This is a genomic window from Mucilaginibacter sp. UYCu711, assembly GCF_050433825.1.
Lineage (GTDB): Bacteria > Bacteroidota > Bacteroidia > Sphingobacteriales > Sphingobacteriaceae > Mucilaginibacter.
Map to the genome: position 1 here is coordinate 825,109 of NZ_JBNPWM010000001.1, position 20,388 is coordinate 845,496.

The window sequence follows — 20,388 nt, forward strand, 5'->3', positions numbered from 1 at the left end:
TACTGAACGACAACAAATTACCATCCATACAAATGAAAAAAAAGCACCTATTTTGGTTAGCCCCGGTTGCTATGTTAGCCATTGCATCATGTAAAGACAACACGGCAGTACAGGCTATACCACCAACTCCCGTAAACACAGCCGAGGCGCAAACCGGAGACGCCGTTTATTACGACCAATATCAGGGAACTGTTGTATCATTAAATAACGTAGAACTGCGCAGTCAGGTATCGGGCTTTATAACCGGTATATATTTTAAGGAGGGCGAAATTGTAAACAAAGGCCAGGTGCTTTATGAGATTGATAAGCGCAAATACCAGGCATCATTACTACAGGCGCAGGCTAATTTGGCCAGTGCAAATGCTAATCTGTCAAAAGCACAAAAAGATTTGGACAGGTATAATATGCTGTTAAAAAATGATGCTGTTGCCCGCCAAACGGTAGATCAGGCTACCGCTGTTTATGAAAGTAGTAAAAGCCAGGTTGAAGTAGCTAAAGCCGCAATATCATCAGCTAAGACAGATCTTTCTTACGCAACTATTACTGCACCGGTTACCGGGCGGATAGGTATATCTCAGGTTAGATTAGGATCACAGGTAGGTGCCGGTACTACCTTGTTAAATACGGTATCAAGCGAAAATCCGATAGGAGTTGATATTGTGATAAACGAGCAGGACATCAATCGTTTTTATGATCTGCAGAAAAGCAGCACCGATTCAACATTCAGGCTCCAGCTTTCAGACGGCGTTACTATATATAATAAGCCGGGTAAAGTTTTAGCTATTGACCGGGGGGTAAATAACCAAACCGGATCAATCAAAGTAAGGGTGCAGTTCCCTAATGATAAGGGGATCTTAAAGGATGGCATGAGTGCGGCGTTAAAGGTGCTGAACAATAAATCAGGCAACCGGGTAATTATACCATACCGCGCAGTAACCGAACAGATGGGCGAGTTCTTTGTGTTTGTTGTAAAGGATACTACTATGGCCGATAAAGCAAATCCTAATAAAACCAAACGCGATACTATTGCCTTGCAGCGAAAAGTATCGGTAGGTCCGCGCCTTACAGATAAGATTGTGATCATGAATGGTGTTAATGCTGGTGATAAGATCATAACAGACGGTTTTGCACGCTTGCGCGATAGTGGCAGGGTTGCCTTAGGTGCGCCAACAACGCCACCGGCTAAACCGGCAAAGAACTAATTACGGTTATTTTTAAACAGATTTAGATGATCGCAGAGACTTTTATAAAAAGACCCGTTACGGCAATTGTTATTTCGATAGTAATTGTGATAGTTGGTATTTTGGCTATCAGCAGCTTGCCGATAGGGCAATATCCCGAGATAACGCCGCCAACGGTAACCATAACCGGTAACTATACCGGCGCGGATGCGCTAACGGTTGAGCAAACCGTGGCAACACCAATTGAAACCCAGGTTAACGGTACACCGGGAATGACCTACCTGCAAAGTAACAGCAGTAATAACGGCGCGTTAAGTATGACCGCTAATTTTGAAGTAGGTACTGATATTAATATAGCAGCATTGGACGTGCAGAACCGTGTAGGCATTGCCCTTCCAACCTTACCTCAGGAAGTACAACGTTTGGGCCTTACAGTAAGGAAAAAAAATCCAAGTATATTAATGTTGGTGGCGATATATTCGCCTAACGGGATGCATAATGTTACATTTTTAGATAACTATGCCAACGTATTTATTAAGGATGCATTACTGCGTGCCAAAGGTGTGGGCGATGTGGTATCTCGCGCGGATGATTTCAGTATGCGGATTTGGCTAAAGCCGGATAAGCTGGCGTCGTTAGGTATGACCCCTGCTGATGTAACCGCCGCACTTAATGAACAAAATGCGCAGGTAGCGGCGGGTACTATTGGTGCAACACCGCAGGAACACGGACAAACCTTTGAATATTCTGTACTTGTAAAGGGCCGTTTGGCAAAACCAGAGGAGTTTGGTAATGTAGTTGTACGTACGCAACCCGGTACAGGCGCTGTAGTACATTTAAAAGATGTGGCACGTATAGAGTTAGGTAAGTTTAACTATGCCGGTAACTCGTTTGTTGATGGTAAAAGGGCATCGTACCTTTTAGTTTACCAGGCGCCAAACAGTAACGCTATCGAGACTGCCGAGAATGTTTATGCTACCATGGCCCAGTTAAAAAAAGCATTCCCAACCGGGGTTGATTATGTGGTGCCGTTCGAGTCTATCACCGTAGTAAAGGTTTCGGTACATGAGGTTATAGAAACATTGGTTATAGCTTTAGTGCTGGTAATCATCGTGGTGTTCTTATTCCTGCAAAGCTGGCGGACTACCTTGATACCTGTATTAGCTATCCCGGTATCTATTATAGGTACTTTTATATTCTTTATACCATTGCATTTTACCATTAATACACTTACACTGTTTGGATTTGTATTGGCCATAGGTATTGTGGTGGATGACGCGATTGTGGTGGTTGAGGCCGTACAGCATTACATGGACGAAAAAGGCATGTCGCCGCAGGATGCTACGTTGCATGCTATGCGCGATATATCCGCGCCGGTAATTGCCATAGCTTTAATATTAGCTGCGGTGTTTGTACCGGTAGGGTTTGTTCCCGGCATTGTGGGCAGGTTGTACCAGCAGTTTGCCATAACCATTGCTATATCAGTATTGATATCGGCATTTGTAGCTTTATCATTAACACCGGCATTATGCGTGTTATTATTAAAACCGCACAAGATAGACGCTAAATCAGGTGGCCTGGATAAATTCTTTTTCATATTCAACAGTTGGTTTGAGCGTGTTACAGTTAAATATCGTAACGGTGTTGATAAAGGAATCAAAAATTCTAAATTCGTCATCATCATATTAGTTTGTATCGTGATAGGTACCATATTGCTTTTCAAAGGCAAGCCTACCGGGTTTATACCTACAGAGGATGAAGGCCGTATTTATATAACCTATGATCTGCCCGAAGGGTCATCAACCGAGCGAACGGTAGCTTTACTGCATACCATGATGGATACGCTGGATAAGGTTCCGGAGATTGCACATTATGCAGCTTTAGGCGGCTTAAACGTAGTTAGTTTTGCTACTAAATCAAACAGTGCCACCATATTCGTTCAGCTTAAAAAATGGGATGAGCGTAAATTAACGTCATTACAACTGGTGCCTATACTAACTAAAAAGCTGGGCATGTTTAAAGAGGCCAATGTTACCGTTATACCACCACCGGCTATCCCAGGACTTGGCTCGACCGCCGGTTTCTCATTCATTTTAGAAGAAAAACAGGCTGGCGGAGATATCAAAAACTTTGAAGCTGTTATGAACAAGTTTGTAGCAGAAGTGAATAAACAACCAGAAATTGGTAAGGCATTCTCCTTCTTCACCGCGCGCACACCGGCTTACCAGTTAACTATCGACCGCGAAAAAGCTAAGCGGATAGGCGTGCAAATATCAGATATCAACAATGCTCTGCAAACTTATATGGGTAGCGCGTACATTAACGATTTCACCATTTATGGACGTAACTTTAGGGTACTGGCCCAGGCCGATACCAATTATCGTACTAACATGGATAACCTTGGTCAGTACTTCGTACGCAACTCGGCTGGTACAATGGTGCCTTTAAGTACGCTTACATCTTATAAGATGATAGAGAACTCGCCATTAATATCACATTATAATTTATTCAGATCAGCCGAGATACTGGGTAGCCCTAAACCGGGATACAGTAGCGGTGATGCATTAACCGCATTAGAACGCGTTGCAGCCGAGTCGCTGCCACAGGGATATGGCTATGAATTTTCCGGCTTAAGCCGCGAGGAGAAATTGTCAGGATCAAAAACAGTATACATTTTCGCTTTATCAATAGCGTTTGTATTCCTGTTCCTGGCTGCATTGTATGAGAGCTGGTCGGTACCATTCTCAGTACTATTGGCCGTACCGTTGGGTGCTTTCGGGGCGATACTGTTCCTGACATTTAATAAATCATTAGCCGATAACATTTATGCGCAAATAGGTTTGATAACGCTCATAGGTTTGGCGGCCAAGAACGCCATCCTGATTGTTGAGTTTGCAAAAGAGCGGGTTGATGCCGGTATGGACCTTGAAAAAGCTACGCTGGAAGCCGTTAAGCTTCGTTTAAGGCCGATTATTATGACATCGATGGCATTTATCCTGGGTGTTGCGCCGTTGCTGTTTGCATCAGGTGCAGGTGCCGAGGCTCGTAAAACAATAGGGTGGACCGTATTTGGCGGGATGCTTACTGCGACATCATTGGCGATATTTATCGTTCCGGTATTGTTCTTCCTGATAACAAGGTTTGCTTATGGTAAAGAAAAGCTGGCCGAGTTGGCAAAAAAATATAAAGAAGATTCAGATATCCTACATTAATCATTTATCTGATAAGAAAAAACGGCCTTACCAAAATAAGGTCGTTTTTTGTTTAAAATCCATTTTTTAATTACCTGTAATAGGTATTTGTATAGTTTAGGGTACAGTTTTTCAGTATATAAATGATATTAGCCCCAATAATTACTACACAATTTAAAGCAATAACGACATTGCCAACCACCTACGCTAATAAATTTTTTTTGTTTTTTTTAATAGTACGATCATTTGCAAGGGTTACACTTTTCTTTACTCATTATCAGCGCATAAGCTATTAACATTTGTTAATAACCTAACAGGTGCAGTTGTATCCACATTTGTCCTTTAAATGTTAAAAAAACTAAAAAATGGCATAGTGGCAAAGTATTTGATTAAGTGCAGATATTAATATTTTATATCTATTTACTTATTTACTAAAGAGAAACACAACAATGAAAAAGTTAACAAATTTAGCGGCAGCGGCTTTAACGGGTGTTGCGCTATTAATCGGAGCTACTGTAAAAGCACAAACAACTACCACTCCACCAAGCAAATTACGCTTTGGTATAGGCCTTGAAGCAGGCGCTCCAACTGGCGACATGCATAACTACTCGAATGTTGAAATAGGCGGTACCGCACGTTTACAGTATAATACAAGCGATCATTTTGCTTTGATGCTGACTTCAGGATATTATAATTTCTTCGGAAAGGATTATTCTGCAACTGTTGGTGGTGTAACAACTACAGTTAAGGGATCAAGTGCAGGCATGATACCTGTAAAAGCTGGTTTCAAAGCATTTTTTGCAGATCAATTTTATTTCTCTGCAGAAGCAGGTGCCGGAATTGAAACAAAAGGTGCCAAAAACACTAAGCTAATATTAGCTCCAGGTTTAGGTTGGGCTAATCAAAAATGGGATGTTGGCGTACGTTACGAAGATTTTTCTGGTCAGAACAACAGCTACGGTATAGTAGGTCTGCGTTTGGCTTACGGATTTGAATTGTAATCAATCTTATTTAAAAGTAAAAAGCCCCTATGCAAATTGCATAGGGGCTTTTTTATAGGGTTAAAAGGTTAAACTAATTTACCCAAGGCAGCTTTTATCCTCGCCATTGCTTCAACCAATTTTTCTTCGGACGCTGCATAGGACATGCGGATAGATTTTTTATCGCCGAATGAATCACCGCCCACAGTTGATACATGCGCTTCTTCCAATAAATAGATGCTTAATTCATCGGCATCATTAATGGTTTTGCCATTGTAGCTTTTACCAAAGTAATAAGTAACATCCGGGAAGAAGTAAAACGCGCCATCAGGCAGGTTTACTTTAACACCGTCAAGCTCGGTCATTAATTTATATACAATGTCGCGGCGACGTCTAAAGGCTTCACGCATTTCCAGTACAGTTTCTAATCCGCCTTCGTAAGCGGCAATACCGGCACGCTGGCTGATAGATGATGTACCGGAAGTGATTTGGCCTTGTAATTTATCACAGGCTGCTGCTATCTCTTTATTTGAAGCCGAGTAGCCCAAACGCCAGCCAGTCATAGCAAAAGCTTTACTCCAGCCGTTGATAATAACTACACGGTCTTTAACGCTTGCAAACTGCGCGATAGACTCATGTTTATCTACAAAGTTGATATGTTCGTAGATCTCATCAGATATGATATAGATGTCCGGGTATTTTTCAAATACTTTAACCAGGCCTGCTAACTCTTCTTTATTATAAACACTACCGGTAGGGTTACATGGCGATGAGAACAGGAACACCTTGGTTTTAGGTGTTATAGCCGCTTCTAATTGCGCGGGCGTGATTTTAAAATCCTGCTCAACAGCGGTATCAATAAAAACGCTTTCGCCTTCAACCAGTTTTACCACTTCCGAGTAGGACACCCAGTAAGGGGTAGGGATGATTACCTCATCGCCGGGGTTTACCAAACAAAACAATACGTTGGCAATTGATTGCTTGGCACCGGTTGAAACCACGATCTGGCTGAAATCATAATCAAGGCCATTCTCGTTCTTCAGCTTGGCAGCAACAGCTTTACGCAGTTCAGGATATCCCGGCACCGGGGTATAATAGGTGTAGTTATCATCCATTGCCTTCTTAGCGGCTTCCTTAACGTGCTTGGGGGTATTAAAATCCGGTTCGCCAAAGCTAAGGTTGATCACATCAACACCTTTAGCGGCAAGTTCGCGGCCCATTTTGGCCATTTTAATAGTAGCTGATTCTGACAGGTTGTTGATCCTGTTACTTAATGCACTCATAGTATGTGTTTATTGTTTGCGGCAAATATAGGTTTTTAGAGGTAAAAGGTGAAGCGGAAAAAGGTAAAAGGTTATACCATTTTACCGCCGGTTGTATCCTCACAAACGGCCGCATTTTTGCAATTAGTGATCAAACAACTTATTCTCCGTCATTGTCAGGATAACCAAGACTTTTCAAAAATTCTTTTCGCCAGGCAAAAACGGTAGGGGTGTATGCGGGATGGTCAAATATAAAGTGTCCTCCTTGCTCCAGGGTTTTTAATTCAAATATGTTACCGGCGGCCGTCATTAACGCTGCAAACTTTTGCACCGAAGGGTAAGGTACATTCTGATCTGATGCGCTATGCACCAGCAACATTGGCGGCAAATGGGGTTTTACCAGATTGTTAGGAGATATTCCTTTTGTAAGATCTTTGTTTTTAAGATCCTTTCTTATCCATGCAGTTTTCTCATCGGTAAGGTCATACACGCCCGAATTAACTAAAAGAACGTTGGGGACCGGGCTGAATTTCAGATGATCACTTTTTTCATTCCATCCGTTAGCTAGCGCTGTAGCAAGAACCAGGTGGCCTCCTGCAGAGTTTCCGGTGGCCACGATGCGCCCGGTATCGATATTCAATTCAGTCCCATGTTCTCTCAACCACCGAATGGCTGAGCGGGCATCCATTACGGCAGAGAATGGCAGGGTTCCCTGAGAGCCGTAGATACGATACTCTACCGAACATGCTATCCATCCCTTTTCTGCGTATTTTCGGCATGCTTCAAAATGCCATGAAGCCTGACCTTCTGACCAACTGCCGCCGTGAAAAAACACGATAGCTGGTTTTTTAGTATTTCCAGCTAATCCGTTTTGAAAAATGTGAATATCCAACCCATAAGTACCAATGCGCTTATATTCCCGTACCTGGTGGTCTTTTAAGTCATTATAAGAGTTTCGATATACTTCCTCAAGCTTTGCGATAAAAGAGCTGTCCCGGCATTGTTTTTTAAAAGCCTGATAGAGCTTTATGGTTTGTTTGACACCGTTGTGAGTTATATGATCTGATAAAAGATGATACCTATGGTAATTTATACATTGTTGATTTGTAATATACTTAGGCAGCAGATTCCACATGGCATAAAGCCGCTTGTTATAAAGCCCTTTATAGATTGGATTATTTAATTCTGCATTGATTTTATAACCTAAAAAACTTCTAATAAAAGGCATCAGGTCTGAATTATCCAACAGTGAGGGATCATTAAAAAGCTGTCGATCGCTTTTTACTTTGCCATCTATAATAGGATAAGACTTCGGGTGTTCATTTGTATAAATTTCATGATTTTGAGGGTATTCAATCAGTATTTTATCAAAATACATTTTGATTTCGAATTGCTGGGCTGCAATATAAACTTCCGGAAGTTTTGATTTATAAGTATCGAGTAAGGAATAAAAGCCTTTTGCTGCCGAGTCTATTTTCACTGCAAACGCTTTTTCAGAGAGCTGATGCATACGCACGTAGTAGGGATAAAAAGCGTTCGAGAATTTTTTTCCGAGTATTTTCTGCTCAGCCAGATACTGATTCTTTACACGTTCTATTTGTAAGCTGTCCTGAGCTGCCAATCGAGAGAATGTACTAATGAAAATAATAAGTGTTATCAGCTTTTTCATTTATAGATTTCTATAATGACGCAAGTAAAGTAAAAAAGGTTACATTGTTAAATTTGCTGTTTAAAATTGGTATAAAATTCTATAGTTAATTAAGTTTATTACGGTCGTTTTACCGCCGTTTATGTCCTCACCAACGGCAGCATTTCTGCAATTAGTTGTCTGTGAGGACAAAGACAACGGCCGAGAAACTAAAAGGAACAATTACCTGTATTTCCCGTTTGATATTTATAAATTTGACGCATAATAAAGCCACTTTGCAGGAACAAAAAAAGATCATTCTTATTTCGCTAATTACCGGTATTGTGTTAATGCTGGCTAAGTTTACAGCATATATATTAACCAACTCCAATTTTGTACTTACAGATGCTGCCGAAAGTATTGTTAATGTAATTGCAAGTTCATTTGCCTTCTTTAGTATCTATCTTTCATCACAACCGCGGGATGAGAACCACCCTTATGGCCATGGCAAGATAGAGCACTTTTCTGTTTTTATTGAAGGGGCGTTGATCTTTGTTGCCGGCACCGTCATCATTATTAAATCTGTTTACGGAATATTTCATCCAAACACGATACATGATTTATTGATAGGCGCAATTATTATTGGTATTACCGGTGCAGTTAACGGTGCGTTAGGTTATTACATGATAGCAAAAGGCAAATCGTTGCCATCTATAACTATCGAGGCTGATGGTCATCATTTAATAACCGATATGGTAACCAGCATCGGCCTGGTGATTGGCTTGCTATTAATCCATTTTACTAAAATATTGATGTTGGATAGTATTTTATCCATACTGGTAGGAGGGTACATAATTTTTACCGGTTACAAACTGGTTAGGCGATCAGTAGCCGGTTTAATGGACGAAACCGACGTTGAAGTGGTTACTAAAGTAGTGCAGTTGTTAAATGATAAGCGTCGCGACGAATGGATAGATATTCACAACTTCAGGGCGCAAAAATATGGTAATGAGTTGCATATTGACTGCCATTTAACCTTGCCATATTATTTTGACCTGAACAAGGTACATGAAGAGGTATCGCTGGTTGATAAACTGATAAACAACGATGTTACTAAAACAGAATTATTTATACATGCCGACCCATGCCTGCCCAATTGCTGCCATTACTGTAATATGCCCAACTGCCCGGTAAGGGCCGAGGCTAAAACAGAAGATATTGTGTGGACGATGGACAGGGTTATCCGCAATAAAAAACACTTTGAATAATGGCGTTATTTAATGTACGTGTTTACGGCCTGCTGATAAATGATGAGCAGGAAATACTGATAAGCGACGAGCAGGAATATGGTATGCAATTTACCAAGTTCCCGGGCGGTGGCTTAGAGCTTGGCGAGGGGCTGGTAGAAGGGCTTAAACGCGAGTTTGTAGAGGAATGCAATGTGGAAGTAGCGGTGAGCAGTCATTTTTACACTACGGATTTCTTTGTGAAATCAGTCTTTAACGATTCGCAGATCATCAGCGTATATTATATAGTAAAGAACTTATCGCCGTTAGAACTGGCATTTAAAGCCGTTGCTTTTGATTTTGACGGTGAAGGAGAAATATTACAATCGTTTAGATGGATTAAATTGTCAGAGTTGAGGGTTGATGATTTTACCTTCCCGACAGACCAGCACGTTGCAAAACTTTTAATAGCTAATTTATGAGTTTAGTTGAGCGCGACCTTAAAGTTATATGGCATCCCTACACACAGATGCAAACTGCGCAGCCGCCGGTGCCGATAGTTAGGGGAGAAGGCGCCTGTTTATACGACGAGGACGGTAAGAAATATATTGACGCCGTATCATCCTGGTGGGTTAATATCCACGGGCACGCGCATCCTTACATCGCCAAAAAAGTAGCCGAACAGTTAACTAAGTTGGAGCACGTAATATTTGCGGGCTTTACGCACCCAACTGCGGTCGAGCTGGCAGAACGATTATTGGCAATACTTCCTGATAATCAACAAAAAGCATTTTATTCTGATAATGGCTCGACAGCTACCGAAGTAGCCATAAAGATGTGCCTGCAGTACTGGAACAACCAGGGAAACCAGCGTACTAAGATACTGGCATTTAAAAACGCCTATCACGGTGATACTTTTGGCGCTATGGCAGTAAGCGGCCGCAGCGCTTTTACCGCCCCGTTTGATTCGCTACTGTTCGAAGTAGAATTTATTGATTTGCCGGAGGAGAATAACATAGGTAGTATCAAGTATTTAGTATCAAGTATCAAGAATGAACTCGCCTGTTTTATATTTGAACCGTTGGTGCAGGGTGCAAGTGGTATGCTGATGTATGAAGCGCGGTACCTAAACCAACTGATGGCACATTGCCGCAAAGAGGGAGTGCTGTTAATAGCAGATGAGGTATTTACCGGTTTTGGGCGCACAGGCAAGCGTTTTGCCTGCGACCATATAACCGAGCAGCCGGACATTATGTGTTTCTCTAAGGGCCTTACAGGTGGCACCATGGCCCTGGGATTAACAACCTGTACCCAGGCTATATTTGACGCGTTTTTATCTGACGATAAGCTAAAGACATTATTTCATGGACACTCATTTACCGCTAACCCGGTGGCCTGCTCGGCGGCGTTGGCAAGTATGGACCTGTTTTTAGAAACAGAAACAACAGCTAACATTCAACGCATCACCGAAGCGCACAGCCAGTTTGCATTAAAGATCAAAGATCACCCTAAAATAAAAACCGTGCGCCAAACCGGGACTATCATAGCAATGGAATGGGAGACAGGTAACAATACATCCTATTTTAATTCGCTGCGCGACAGGTTATATCATTACTTTTTAGATGCGGGCATAATTTTGCGCCCTTTGGGTAACATTATTTATATTTTACCTCCGTATTGCATAACCAACGCCGACTTGAATTACATTTACAGCAAAATAGAACAGGCGCTGAAGGAGATATAAGCCCCTCCTAAATCCTCCCCGGTAGGGAGGACTTTGAAAACAAATGAATAGAGGGCATCAAGAAATTTAAACTAATATTAAACAAGAAGTCTCCCCTGCCGGGGGAGATTTAGAGGGGGCTTATGAGCTTACACAACATACTACCTACTATAATTGCCGATAACCAACTGCATGCACGATGGTTAAATACTTTATCGTTAATGGAAAATACCGGGGCGCGCAAAATTTCAGCCAGCGAGGACCCGACAACCGTTACCTATATCATACTAAAACATGCGGCCGAGGAGCATCGCCATGCATTTTACCTGAAAAAACAGATAGAAAAAACAGGTAAAGCATTTTGCCCAACCTATGCGGATGAATACCTGGTAGCATCAAACTACAGTAAATATTACCTGAATATGCTGGATGTGGAGGTATGCCGCTATTTGAAAACGGAACTGCATTTAACCGGTAAGGAATTACGCTTTGCCGCATACCTCTTAGTTACTTATGCTATTGAAGTGCGTGCGGATGAGCTTTATCCGATATACCAGGATGCATTGGATAATGCAGGCAGCAAGATCAATGTTAAGTCGATTATATTGGAAGAAGAGGGGCACCTTGAAGAAATGATCAATCAGCTTAAAACCTTCTCGCCGCAATGGCAGTTACATGCTGATAAAGCGGTGGCTATGGAAACCCGGTTGTTTAATGACTGGGTGGTTGCGTTGGGTGAGGAAGTGAATTAAACAGCCATACCTAAGATTCTTAGGCGTGTTTCACTTAGGGTGTTTCACTCCAAATTCTCTGAAATTAGTAAATTCGCATAAATACTTTATATACAACGCCTTAATACTATTTACTTAAAGTTTTTGTACTGTTGCAAAGTGTTTCACTCAAAAATGCAATTAACTTATTATCAGCATATTATAAAAAAGAGTGTTTCAAAGTGTTTCATTTTATTAGTGAAACACTAATAGGCCAGGTATTCGGTGAATACCAGTTGCATAAAGGCTTTGCCGGTGGTTAGCGCTTTGTCGGTACTAACGCCTTTATTCTTAACATAGATCACGCGCTGGCCAGAGCTATCGTACGATATTGCCTGGTTAGGCAGCATAAAGCCAAAGCCATTATCCCAATCAAAAAACGCAAACTCGGGCGCATAGGGGTTCAATAAGTTTTTAGACCATTTAAACTGATTGTGCGGCAGGTTAAGCTGAGCCAGCAGGGTAGCGGCTATATCAACCTGGTTGCCCAGCTTAGTAACCTTTGTACCGCGATATTCGGGTTTTACAGCATCGCCAAAAAATAGTAACGGGATATGGTATTTCTGCGGATCGTAAGCAGCAGCGGTGCTTTTAGGCAACCGGTGCCCGTGGTCGGCCACTAAGATAAATAAGGTATTTTTGTACCACAACTGCTTCTTAGCTTCCTTAAAATAAGCATTCAGGCACGAATCGGTAAACCGGGCCGTGCTTCTAAACTGATCTTCAACACCTTTGCCTTTAAAATGCGGCGGCCCGGGCAGCAGGAACGGCTCGTGGTTAGTTGATGATTGTAATAACGAGAACACTGGTTGGGTTTGCCTGCCCATATAAGCCAGGTGTTTGCCAAAAAGCACATTATCGTATGCGCCCCAGGTGGTGCCTACCTCGCTTGGCTTCATAGTCTTTTGGTCGATTATATGATCGGTTTTATGGTCGGCCATATAGGTATCAAAGTTCATGTAATCGCTGTTGCCGCCATAGAAGTATGAGGTGGTATAACCGGTACCTTTAAACTCATTCATCAGCGACGGAAGCTTTCGTTGCTTGAGTGTGTCAATAACAATAGTGCGGATAGCCTGCGATGGGAACGCGCTTAAAATAGCGATGATGCCCTTATCCGTACGGTCGCCCGCCGAATAGATGTTGTTAAAAAGTACACCCTGTTTAATGAAATTCTCGAAGTTTGGCGCATCACCTTTCTCGCCGCCTAATGATTCGATCAGGTCGGCCGTAAAGCTCTCTAACTGGATGATGACTACGTTAGGTTTATCCGTGTTCAGAATATGTATGGTAGTATCCTTAGTCGTCTTATAAGTTTCTGCTACCGTTTTTTCGGCATCGGCAGGCGTTAGAAACAAATAAGGATTGTAAGGCTTGCGTAAGTTTTCAAACACGTTGTTAAACAGATTCCACTCGGTGTTTTGGGCCGATAGGTCCAATATCTGGTTATCAGAAAAATAGCCCGCGCTTTGATTGATAGGATCTGGCGATAAAGTGCCTCTAATAAAAAGAAAGTTAACACCCACTAATAAAATAACAAACAGCACTTTGTTTTTGGTAGTTGTTACCGGCTTCCTAAACGAGTGATCAAGTATAAAATGAGCCAACACAATACCTGCAACCAACAAACCAAGCATAATAGTTAAATGCAAAGCAATTGGAGAGGATGCGGTGGAGGACATTGACTCGGCTGGCGAGTTATACAGCGTATCAAATGCCCTGAAGTTTACTTTTGCCCCCCATTCAATAAACAGGCCCAGGTCTACAACAGCAATTAAGCTGATGCAGAACAAACAGAACCAGGTATATACCTTTAGCCAGATGCTTTTAACAGGCTTATCGCTAACAAACCAGCCTATAATAAAAACCAATAGGGGGATCAATGCAATATAAGCCGTGGCCGATGCATCCATCCGGACGCCATAAATGAAGGTTTTTAAGATATCAAGAGAGGTGGTACCCTGAAGTTTGTCGTGGAAGTATATCTCGAAGGTGGCCCTTGTTAGCACAAAGAACAGCAGCCAAAAGATATAAAAACGGATAAAACTGTAAAGGCTTCTTAACATCGGATGGCAAAAATAACTATTTTACCATAAGGTTAAGAAGCCTTTAAAAAAATGTTATGTGGCTGACTATCGGCCGCCCATAGCTTTCAGGTCGTCAAGTGATATTTTTTCAAATCCAGCCAGGCCGAACATACCTGCCGGTATTTTCTCTTCGCTTACAGATTTTAACAGAACATTCACTGCCTGCCCTTGCTGTATAGCTGTAAACTGTACAGGTGTACCACCCGCGTCTTTAAAAGCTTTTGTTAGGCTAACAGCAGGTAGAGTAATATCATTAGTTACCCAGGCAGTGTAGCTGCTACCGCTTTTTGTATCCTTAACATCAACTTTTTTACAGTTAAACCCACTGATAACTTTGGTTTCGGTAGTTGGGGTAAAAGTGAATTTTGGTGCCGCTGCTATAGCTTGATCTATTTCATCAGGAGTCAAAACCGCTGCTTTCTTTATTGATGCTACCGGTACATCTACCAAAACAGCAAAGTAGCTACCTGAAGCGTTACCCACCATTTTTATGGCTGCCGGACCTTGCTGACTAACGACAGCGTTTGAGTCGGCCGTAAAGTAAAGTTTAGACTCGACTTCGCCTTGCGGAACTGTCATTTGATAAGTAACTACACCCTGTGTATAAGTTTTTTGAGCGCTTGCGTTAAATGCGATAGCCGTAAATGCCAGGCCTAAGGCAATTTTTAATTTAGTATTCATTTTTTGTTGTTTATAAGTCCAATTTAGTTGTTTATCACCTATTAAGCAAATTTTCGCTTTAATATATTTTTTTAATTAGATACGACTATTAAAGAATTGTTACGTTTAATCACCTTATAATTAATTCTTATACTTTTGGCTTCGGTGGAAAGATTAGTAACCAATTTATCGGTGTTACTGCCATCAATTATTAAGGTTTTGTAATCATAATTGGTATTAAGCTCTTTTATAGTGATATGCGGATTAGCGGCTATGTACAAATAATCAACTTTTAACTTTGCTGTTAATTTTTTATCCAGCATCGCCCTATTAAATATCAGGATCTTTTGATCATTGAATTGGATAAGGTTATTGTGCTGTTGCAAAAACGTAGCCTTAATATCGCGTTTTAAGTTGGATACCGTAGTATCTGTTATCTTACAACTATCCAAATAAGGTTGAATAGCGTATTGATAGTTTTTATCGGTTGGGCTGATATCAGTTAGTATAATTGCTTTGTCGCCATGCTTAAATACAATACCTAAATGCTTTCGCATATTTAAAAAAGTAATGCTATAAGCGTTGAAAGAGTTTAGCCGTTTGGCGCTTACGCTTATCGCCAACAAAAACATCAACATTAAACTCGTCTTTAGTAACCACGACTTCTTGTTATAAAAGAAATAAAATAGACAAATAATGACCACGCAGAGCATTATATACTCTGCATTAGTTAACCATATTTTGTTAATACTGGCAAAGGGGATATGTTCAATATAGGTTAGCACCTTATTCATTATTAATATTGATCTCTCCAATACCCAAGCCATGGTAACAGAAACTACAGGGATTTGCGGCAGTACCAAATAAGCCATGCCTGCACATAATATGATCTCCGCTGGAATCAATATAAACAAGTTACTCACTAAAAAGTAAACCGGGAACTGGTGGAAATACAGCGCACTTAACGGAAACGTAATAACCTGCGCAGCTATGGATACCGAACAAGCTGCCCATAACTTATTAACCCATTTATTTTTAAAGATTAACCATTTATAAACCAATGGCTGAAACACGATCAATCCGGCAACAGCCAGGTAGGAGAGTTGGAAACCAACATCAGTAATAAAAAATGGATCATAGAGTAAAAGCGCAAATGCCGAGAACGCCAGTATGTTTAAGGTATTGATATAACGGCTATAGGTTTTGCCGATAATGATCAGCGATATCATTACCGCCGCCCGGCATACGGCAGGCGAGAAGCCGGTAAGCATGGCGTAATACCAGATCAATGATATGATCAAAACGGCCTTAATAGCTTTACCATGTTTGTATCGCCCTAAAAAGCCAAACAGAATATTTAACAACAAATAAATTACCGCCACATGCCCGCCCGAAACTGATAAGATATGGATGGTGCCTGTTTTAGAATAAGCCTGAAGTATTTCACTACTCAAATCGGCTTTATAGCCTAATATCAATGTTGACGCAATAGCGATAGCCGAAGTATCGTGCATATTAAGTTTTAACTTTTCGACCAGACGCTGCCTTAATCTTAATGAGTAGGCTATTACCGGATTACCTGCATTGTGATTCAATACCCTGTATTGTCCGGGATATAGAAAGATCTGATGATAAATGTTCTGATTAGCCAGGTACTTTTTATAATTAAACTCGGCAGGATTAAAGGGTGGATCAACTAAGTTATAGGTAGCGGGAATCAGTATTTCATCGCCATAATAAAGGTTGTTTGCCATAATATCTTTAATGGACACCAGTAAAGTGCCCGACGATGTAGATACATGCCTGGTACTATCAATCCGCCGCTCAACTTTGGCGGTAAATCGTACCAGTCCGTTTTTTATGTTTGGTTCATTATTGATCTTTATCAGGAGATATTTAGCCGGAGTTTTAGAGAAATGCTTATCGCTGTTTAACTCATTATATTGGATAACACTAAACCAACCGCTTAAAAACAAGATTAAGGTGATCAATGAACCGCCAATCCATCGCAGCTTATATAAACCGAAACGTGCGTAGTTAAGATTGAGAATTATAAAGGTTGATCCAAAGAAGAGGAGCAGGCCGAGTATCCATCCTAAATAATTAACAGACCAAAAAGATAAACCCATAGTTATCCCCAATAAAAAAGGAAGGATGAGCACTACAAATGGTATTTCGCCTTTATGATTAGCAAGCATTACCTAACTGTGATTAAGATTGATGAGCCTAATTTAATCAAGGCAATCCATAAATCCTATATAATCATAGTTCAGACTATAATTGATCCCTAACTTCCAGTAAAAATTTCTTTAGGTTTTCTAACGAATGGATGACACGCTGGCTGTCCTTGCTTTCATTCAGGTTGCCTTTTAAATGATCTTTTGCACCGGTTAGGGTATAGCCTTTATCGCGTATCAGGTGGAAGATGATCTTGAGGTTTTCAATATCCTCCGGCGTAAACAGGCGGTTGCCTTTCTTGTTCTTCTTGGGTTGAAGCACATCAAACTCTTTCTCGTAAAAACGTATCATTGATGGGTTAACATCAAACATGGCCGTAACCTCGCCCATGGTATAATACATTTTGCTTATTTCGTGTTCCCTGTAAGCCATGCACAAATGTAAGTGATAATTTCGGAATTCGGATTTTCGATTTTGGATTTGTGATAAAGTAACCGAATGAACTTTACTGCACATTTTTTCACAAAAATTACTCAAAATTTCACACTTTTGCGATTATGACCGCTAACGAAATACGACAGGCTTTTCTTGATTTTTTTGCTTCTAAAGGGCACACCATAGTGCCTTCTGCACCTATTGTTGTTAAAAACGACCCGACACTGATGTTTACCAACGCAGGTATGAACCAGTTTAAGGATATATTTTTAGGTGAAGCGCCTGCCAAATCGCCGCGGGTTGCGGACACGCAGCGTTGCTTGCGTGTGTCTGGTAAACATAACGACCTGGAAGAGGTGGGTATTGATACCTATCACCATACTATGTTCGAGATGCTGGGCAACTGGAGCTTTGGCGATTACTTTAAGAAAGAAGCTATTGAATGGAGCTGGGAGTTATTGACCGAAGTATATAAAATAGATAAGAACCGCCTTTACGTAACCATTTTTGAAGGTGATGATAAAGAAGGTCTGCCAAAAGATCAGGAAGCGTTTGATTTCTGGAAAGCTTATGTACCCGAAGATCACATCCTTTTAGGTAATAAAAAAGACAATTTCTGGGAAATGGGCGAGACCGGTCCGTGCGGACCTTGCTCTGAGATCCATTACGACAACCGTACCGATGCCGAGCGTGCAAAGGTTAGCGGCGCTACTTTGGTTAATGCGGATGATCCGCAGGTTATTGAGATCTGGAACAACGTATTCATGCAGTTTAACCGTTTAAAGAATGGTTCATTACAACCATTGCCTGCACAACACGTAGATACAGGTATGGGCTTCGAGCGTTTAGTGCGGGTGATACAGGGTAAACAAAGCAACTATGACAGCGATGTATTTAGCCCGATGATTGAGTTTATCGCTCAAAAATCAGGTAAGCCCTATAACGCTGCCGCTGTACCAGGCGATGCCGATTGGAACACAGCCGTTGCTATGCGTGTACTGGCAGATCACATTCGTGCGGTTAGCTTTACTATTGCTGATGGTCAATTGCCATCAAACAATAAAGCAGGCTATGTTATCCGCAGAATTTTGCGTCGCGCTGTTAGATATTCTTACCAATACTTAGAGTTTAAAGAACCATTTTTAAACCAATTGGTGCCTTTATTGGCCGATCAGTTTAAAGGTGTGTTTGATGAGTTATATAGCCAGAAGGATTTTGTGCAGAAAGTGATTTTGGAGGAAGAGGTATCTTTCTTGAGGACATTAGGAAAAGGAATAAACATATTGACTGGATATATTACTTATACAAATGATATACAAGATTTTTTGAATAAGAATTATGAAAAACCTTGGGAAAATATAAAAATTGTTGAAGTTGTTAATTATGGAACAGATGCTGGAAATAAGACTTCAAAAGAAACTTACCATACTGCTGACATTATAATTAACACAAACTTTGTGGTGCTAAATTTGGCGCAGTTTATTTCCAATTATATAGATAGACCCATCAATGGCGGCTTTTCTGTAAGTGAATTAGAGCAAGTCATTAATAATAAGACCGACTATCATGAAGCTTATAATGCACTGAAAAATTATATCGATAGAATTCACCCTCCTGGTCAATTACCAGGAGAAATTGCATTTGAATTGTCCGATACATACGGATTTCCAATCGATTTAACAGAGCTGATGGCCCGCGATTTTAACTGGGCCGTTGATACAGTAGGTTTTGAAAAGGCCCTTCAAGAACAAAAGACTCGCTCACGTGCTGCATCAGCTGTTGATACTGAAGATTGGGTTACCTTAAAAGATGATGAAACCGTTTTCACCGGTTATGATGAAACCGAAAGTATAGCACACGTAACCAAATACCGCAAGGTAACTGCCAAGGGCAAAGAACAATACCAGTTGGTATTGGATAAAACACCCTTCTACGCCGAAAGTGGCGGCCAGGTGGGCGATACCGGCGAACTGGTTTTCCCGGATGGCGAGGTAGTTTATGTTACCGATACCAAGAAAGAGAACGGGCTGATAGTTCACTATATAGATAAACTCCCGGACGATATTGACGATGCCTTAACGGCCATAGTAGATAAAGATCGCCGCAACAACATTATGAATAATCACAGCGCTACGCACTTGTTGCATGCCGCCATGAAACAGGTATTGGGCACACACGTAAACCAAAAAGGATCGTTAGTTAACAGCGATTACCTGCGGTTTGACTTTTCGCACTTCGCTAAAGTTACCGATGAAGAACTGGCGCATATAGAAGCCATAGTAAACGAAAAAGTACGCGAGAACATCGCCCTTAATGAGCAACGTAACGTGCCTTATGATATAGCCATAACCAGTGGAGTAACTGCTCTATTCGGCGAAAAGTATGGCGACTTTGTACGGGTGATAACTTTCGACGAAAAGTTTAGTAAAGAACTTTGCGGCGGCACGCACGTAAAAGCTACCGGCGCTATTGGTTACTTTAAGATCGTGTCAGAAAGCGCGGTTGCTGCCGGAGTACGCCGTATCGAGGCAATAACCGGTTTAGGTGCTGAGAATTTTATAAACGAACAAACCAAGCTGGTTTACCAGGTTAAAGAGTTGCTGAAGAATCCTAAGGATATTGCCAAAAGCATTGAGGGTTTATTAGAAGAGAATGCCCGGTTAAAGAAAGAGATAGAGAAATCAATTTTAGAAAAATCATCAGGCTTAAAGGATGAGTTAGCTAAAACTGCTGTAGCTATTAATGGTGTAAACTTCATTGCCCAAAAGGTTGAGTTACCGAATGCCGACGCTATCAAGAACCTGGCTTATAATTTAAAGGATATCGTACCTAACCTTTACCTGGTGTTAACTGCCGTGATAGATGGCAAGCCAAACATTACGGTAATGATAGCCGATAACCTGGTAAAAGAAAAAGGCTTAAACGCGGGCAGCATCATCCGCGAACTGGCTAAAGAGGTACAAGGCGGGGGCGGCGGCCAGCCGTTTTTTGCGACTGCCGGTGGTAAGGACGTAAACGGATTGCCTGCTGTATTAGAAAAAGCAAAAGGCTTTATTGCATAAAACTTT

14 protein-coding genes are annotated in these 20,388 nt (G+C 41.3%); 8 read left to right on the forward strand and 6 right to left on the reverse strand.

Annotated features, from left to right (window positions below; genetic code table 11):
- The first annotated feature begins 32 nt into the window (after positions 1-32).
- The 3 genes from ABIB50_RS03745 to ABIB50_RS03755 all read left to right on the forward strand — a co-directional run bounded on the left by ABIB50_RS03745 (position 33) and on the right by ABIB50_RS03755 (position 5,373).
- The gene (locus tag ABIB50_RS03745; protein ID WP_429377381.1) at positions 33-1,202 is read left to right on the forward strand and encodes an efflux RND transporter periplasmic adaptor subunit; all 1,170 of its coding nucleotides are present in this window, start codon (positions 33-35) and stop codon (positions 1,200-1,202) included.
- 26 nt (positions 1,203-1,228) lie between these two features.
- Positions 1,229-4,393, forward strand: a complete 3,165-nt coding sequence (locus ABIB50_RS03750) for an efflux RND transporter permease subunit (protein ID WP_429377383.1) — start codon at positions 1,229-1,231, stop codon at positions 4,391-4,393.
- Positions 4,394-4,821: 428 nt separating this feature from the next.
- A complete protein-coding gene (locus ABIB50_RS03755) occupies positions 4,822-5,373 on the forward strand; it encodes a hypothetical protein (protein ID WP_429377384.1) in 552 nt (183 codons plus the stop codon).
- Positions 5,374-5,441: 68 nt separating this feature from the next.
- On the opposite strand, the gene ABIB50_RS03760 is transcribed toward ABIB50_RS03755, so the two are convergent.
- Together ABIB50_RS03760 and ABIB50_RS03765 are read right to left on the reverse strand one after the other, a co-directional pair.
- A complete protein-coding gene (locus ABIB50_RS03760; protein WP_429377385.1) occupies positions 5,442-6,635 on the reverse strand; it encodes a pyridoxal phosphate-dependent aminotransferase in 1,194 nt (397 codons plus the stop codon).
- Positions 6,636-6,774: 139 nt separating this feature from the next.
- Complete coding sequence (locus ABIB50_RS03765) at positions 6,775-8,283, reverse strand: alpha/beta hydrolase (protein ID WP_429377387.1); 1,509 nt, start codon at positions 8,281-8,283, stop codon at positions 6,775-6,777.
- Positions 8,284-8,537: 254 nt separating this feature from the next.
- Here ABIB50_RS03765 and ABIB50_RS03770 point away from each other — a divergent pair, with 254 nt between their 5' ends.
- The 4 genes from ABIB50_RS03770 to ABIB50_RS03785 all read left to right on the forward strand — a co-directional run bounded on the left by ABIB50_RS03770 (position 8,538) and on the right by ABIB50_RS03785 (position 11,942).
- Positions 8,538-9,509, forward strand: a complete 972-nt coding sequence (locus ABIB50_RS03770) for a cation diffusion facilitator family transporter (RefSeq protein ID WP_429377463.1) — start codon at positions 8,538-8,540, stop codon at positions 9,507-9,509.
- On the forward strand, positions 9,509-9,949 hold the full coding sequence (locus ABIB50_RS03775) for an NUDIX domain-containing protein (RefSeq protein WP_429377388.1): 441 nt from the start codon (positions 9,509-9,511) through the stop codon (positions 9,947-9,949). The genes ABIB50_RS03770 and ABIB50_RS03775 overlap by 1 nt, the downstream gene beginning before the upstream one ends.
- The gene (gene bioA / locus ABIB50_RS03780; RefSeq protein ID WP_429377389.1) at positions 9,946-11,211 is read left to right on the forward strand and encodes an adenosylmethionine--8-amino-7-oxononanoate transaminase; all 1,266 of its coding nucleotides are present in this window, start codon (positions 9,946-9,948) and stop codon (positions 11,209-11,211) included. Before ABIB50_RS03775 ends, bioA begins: the two co-directional genes overlap by 4 nt.
- Positions 11,212-11,333: 122 nt before the next feature.
- Entirely contained in the window at positions 11,334-11,942 is a 609-nt protein-coding gene (locus ABIB50_RS03785; protein WP_429377390.1) for a hypothetical protein, read from the forward strand.
- Positions 11,943-12,166: 224 nt separating this feature from the next.
- On the opposite strand, the gene ABIB50_RS03790 is transcribed toward ABIB50_RS03785, so the two are convergent.
- The 4 genes from ABIB50_RS03790 to ABIB50_RS03805 form a co-directional block, all read right to left on the reverse strand.
- Positions 12,167-14,026: an LTA synthase family protein gene (locus tag ABIB50_RS03790; RefSeq protein ID WP_429377392.1), complete on the reverse strand. Its 1,860-nt coding sequence runs from the start codon at positions 14,024-14,026 to the stop codon at positions 12,167-12,169.
- 66 nt (positions 14,027-14,092) lie between these two features.
- Positions 14,093-14,728: a hypothetical protein gene (locus ABIB50_RS03795; RefSeq protein ID WP_429377393.1), complete on the reverse strand. Its 636-nt coding sequence runs from the start codon at positions 14,726-14,728 to the stop codon at positions 14,093-14,095.
- Between the two features lie 71 nt (positions 14,729-14,799).
- Entirely contained in the window at positions 14,800-16,905 is a 2,106-nt protein-coding gene (locus tag ABIB50_RS03800; RefSeq protein ID WP_429377394.1) for a ComEC/Rec2 family competence protein, read from the reverse strand.
- A 76-nt stretch (positions 16,906-16,981) separates the two neighbouring features.
- Complete coding sequence (locus tag ABIB50_RS03805) at positions 16,982-17,317, reverse strand: MerR family transcriptional regulator (RefSeq protein ID WP_429377395.1); 336 nt, start codon at positions 17,315-17,317, stop codon at positions 16,982-16,984.
- Positions 17,318-17,442: 125 nt separating this feature from the next.
- Between ABIB50_RS03805 and alaS the strand changes: the two genes are divergently transcribed.
- On the forward strand, positions 17,443-20,382 hold the full coding sequence (gene alaS / locus ABIB50_RS03810; protein WP_429377397.1) for an alanine--tRNA ligase: 2,940 nt from the start codon (positions 17,443-17,445) through the stop codon (positions 20,380-20,382).
- Positions 20,383-20,388: the final 6 nt, after the last annotated feature.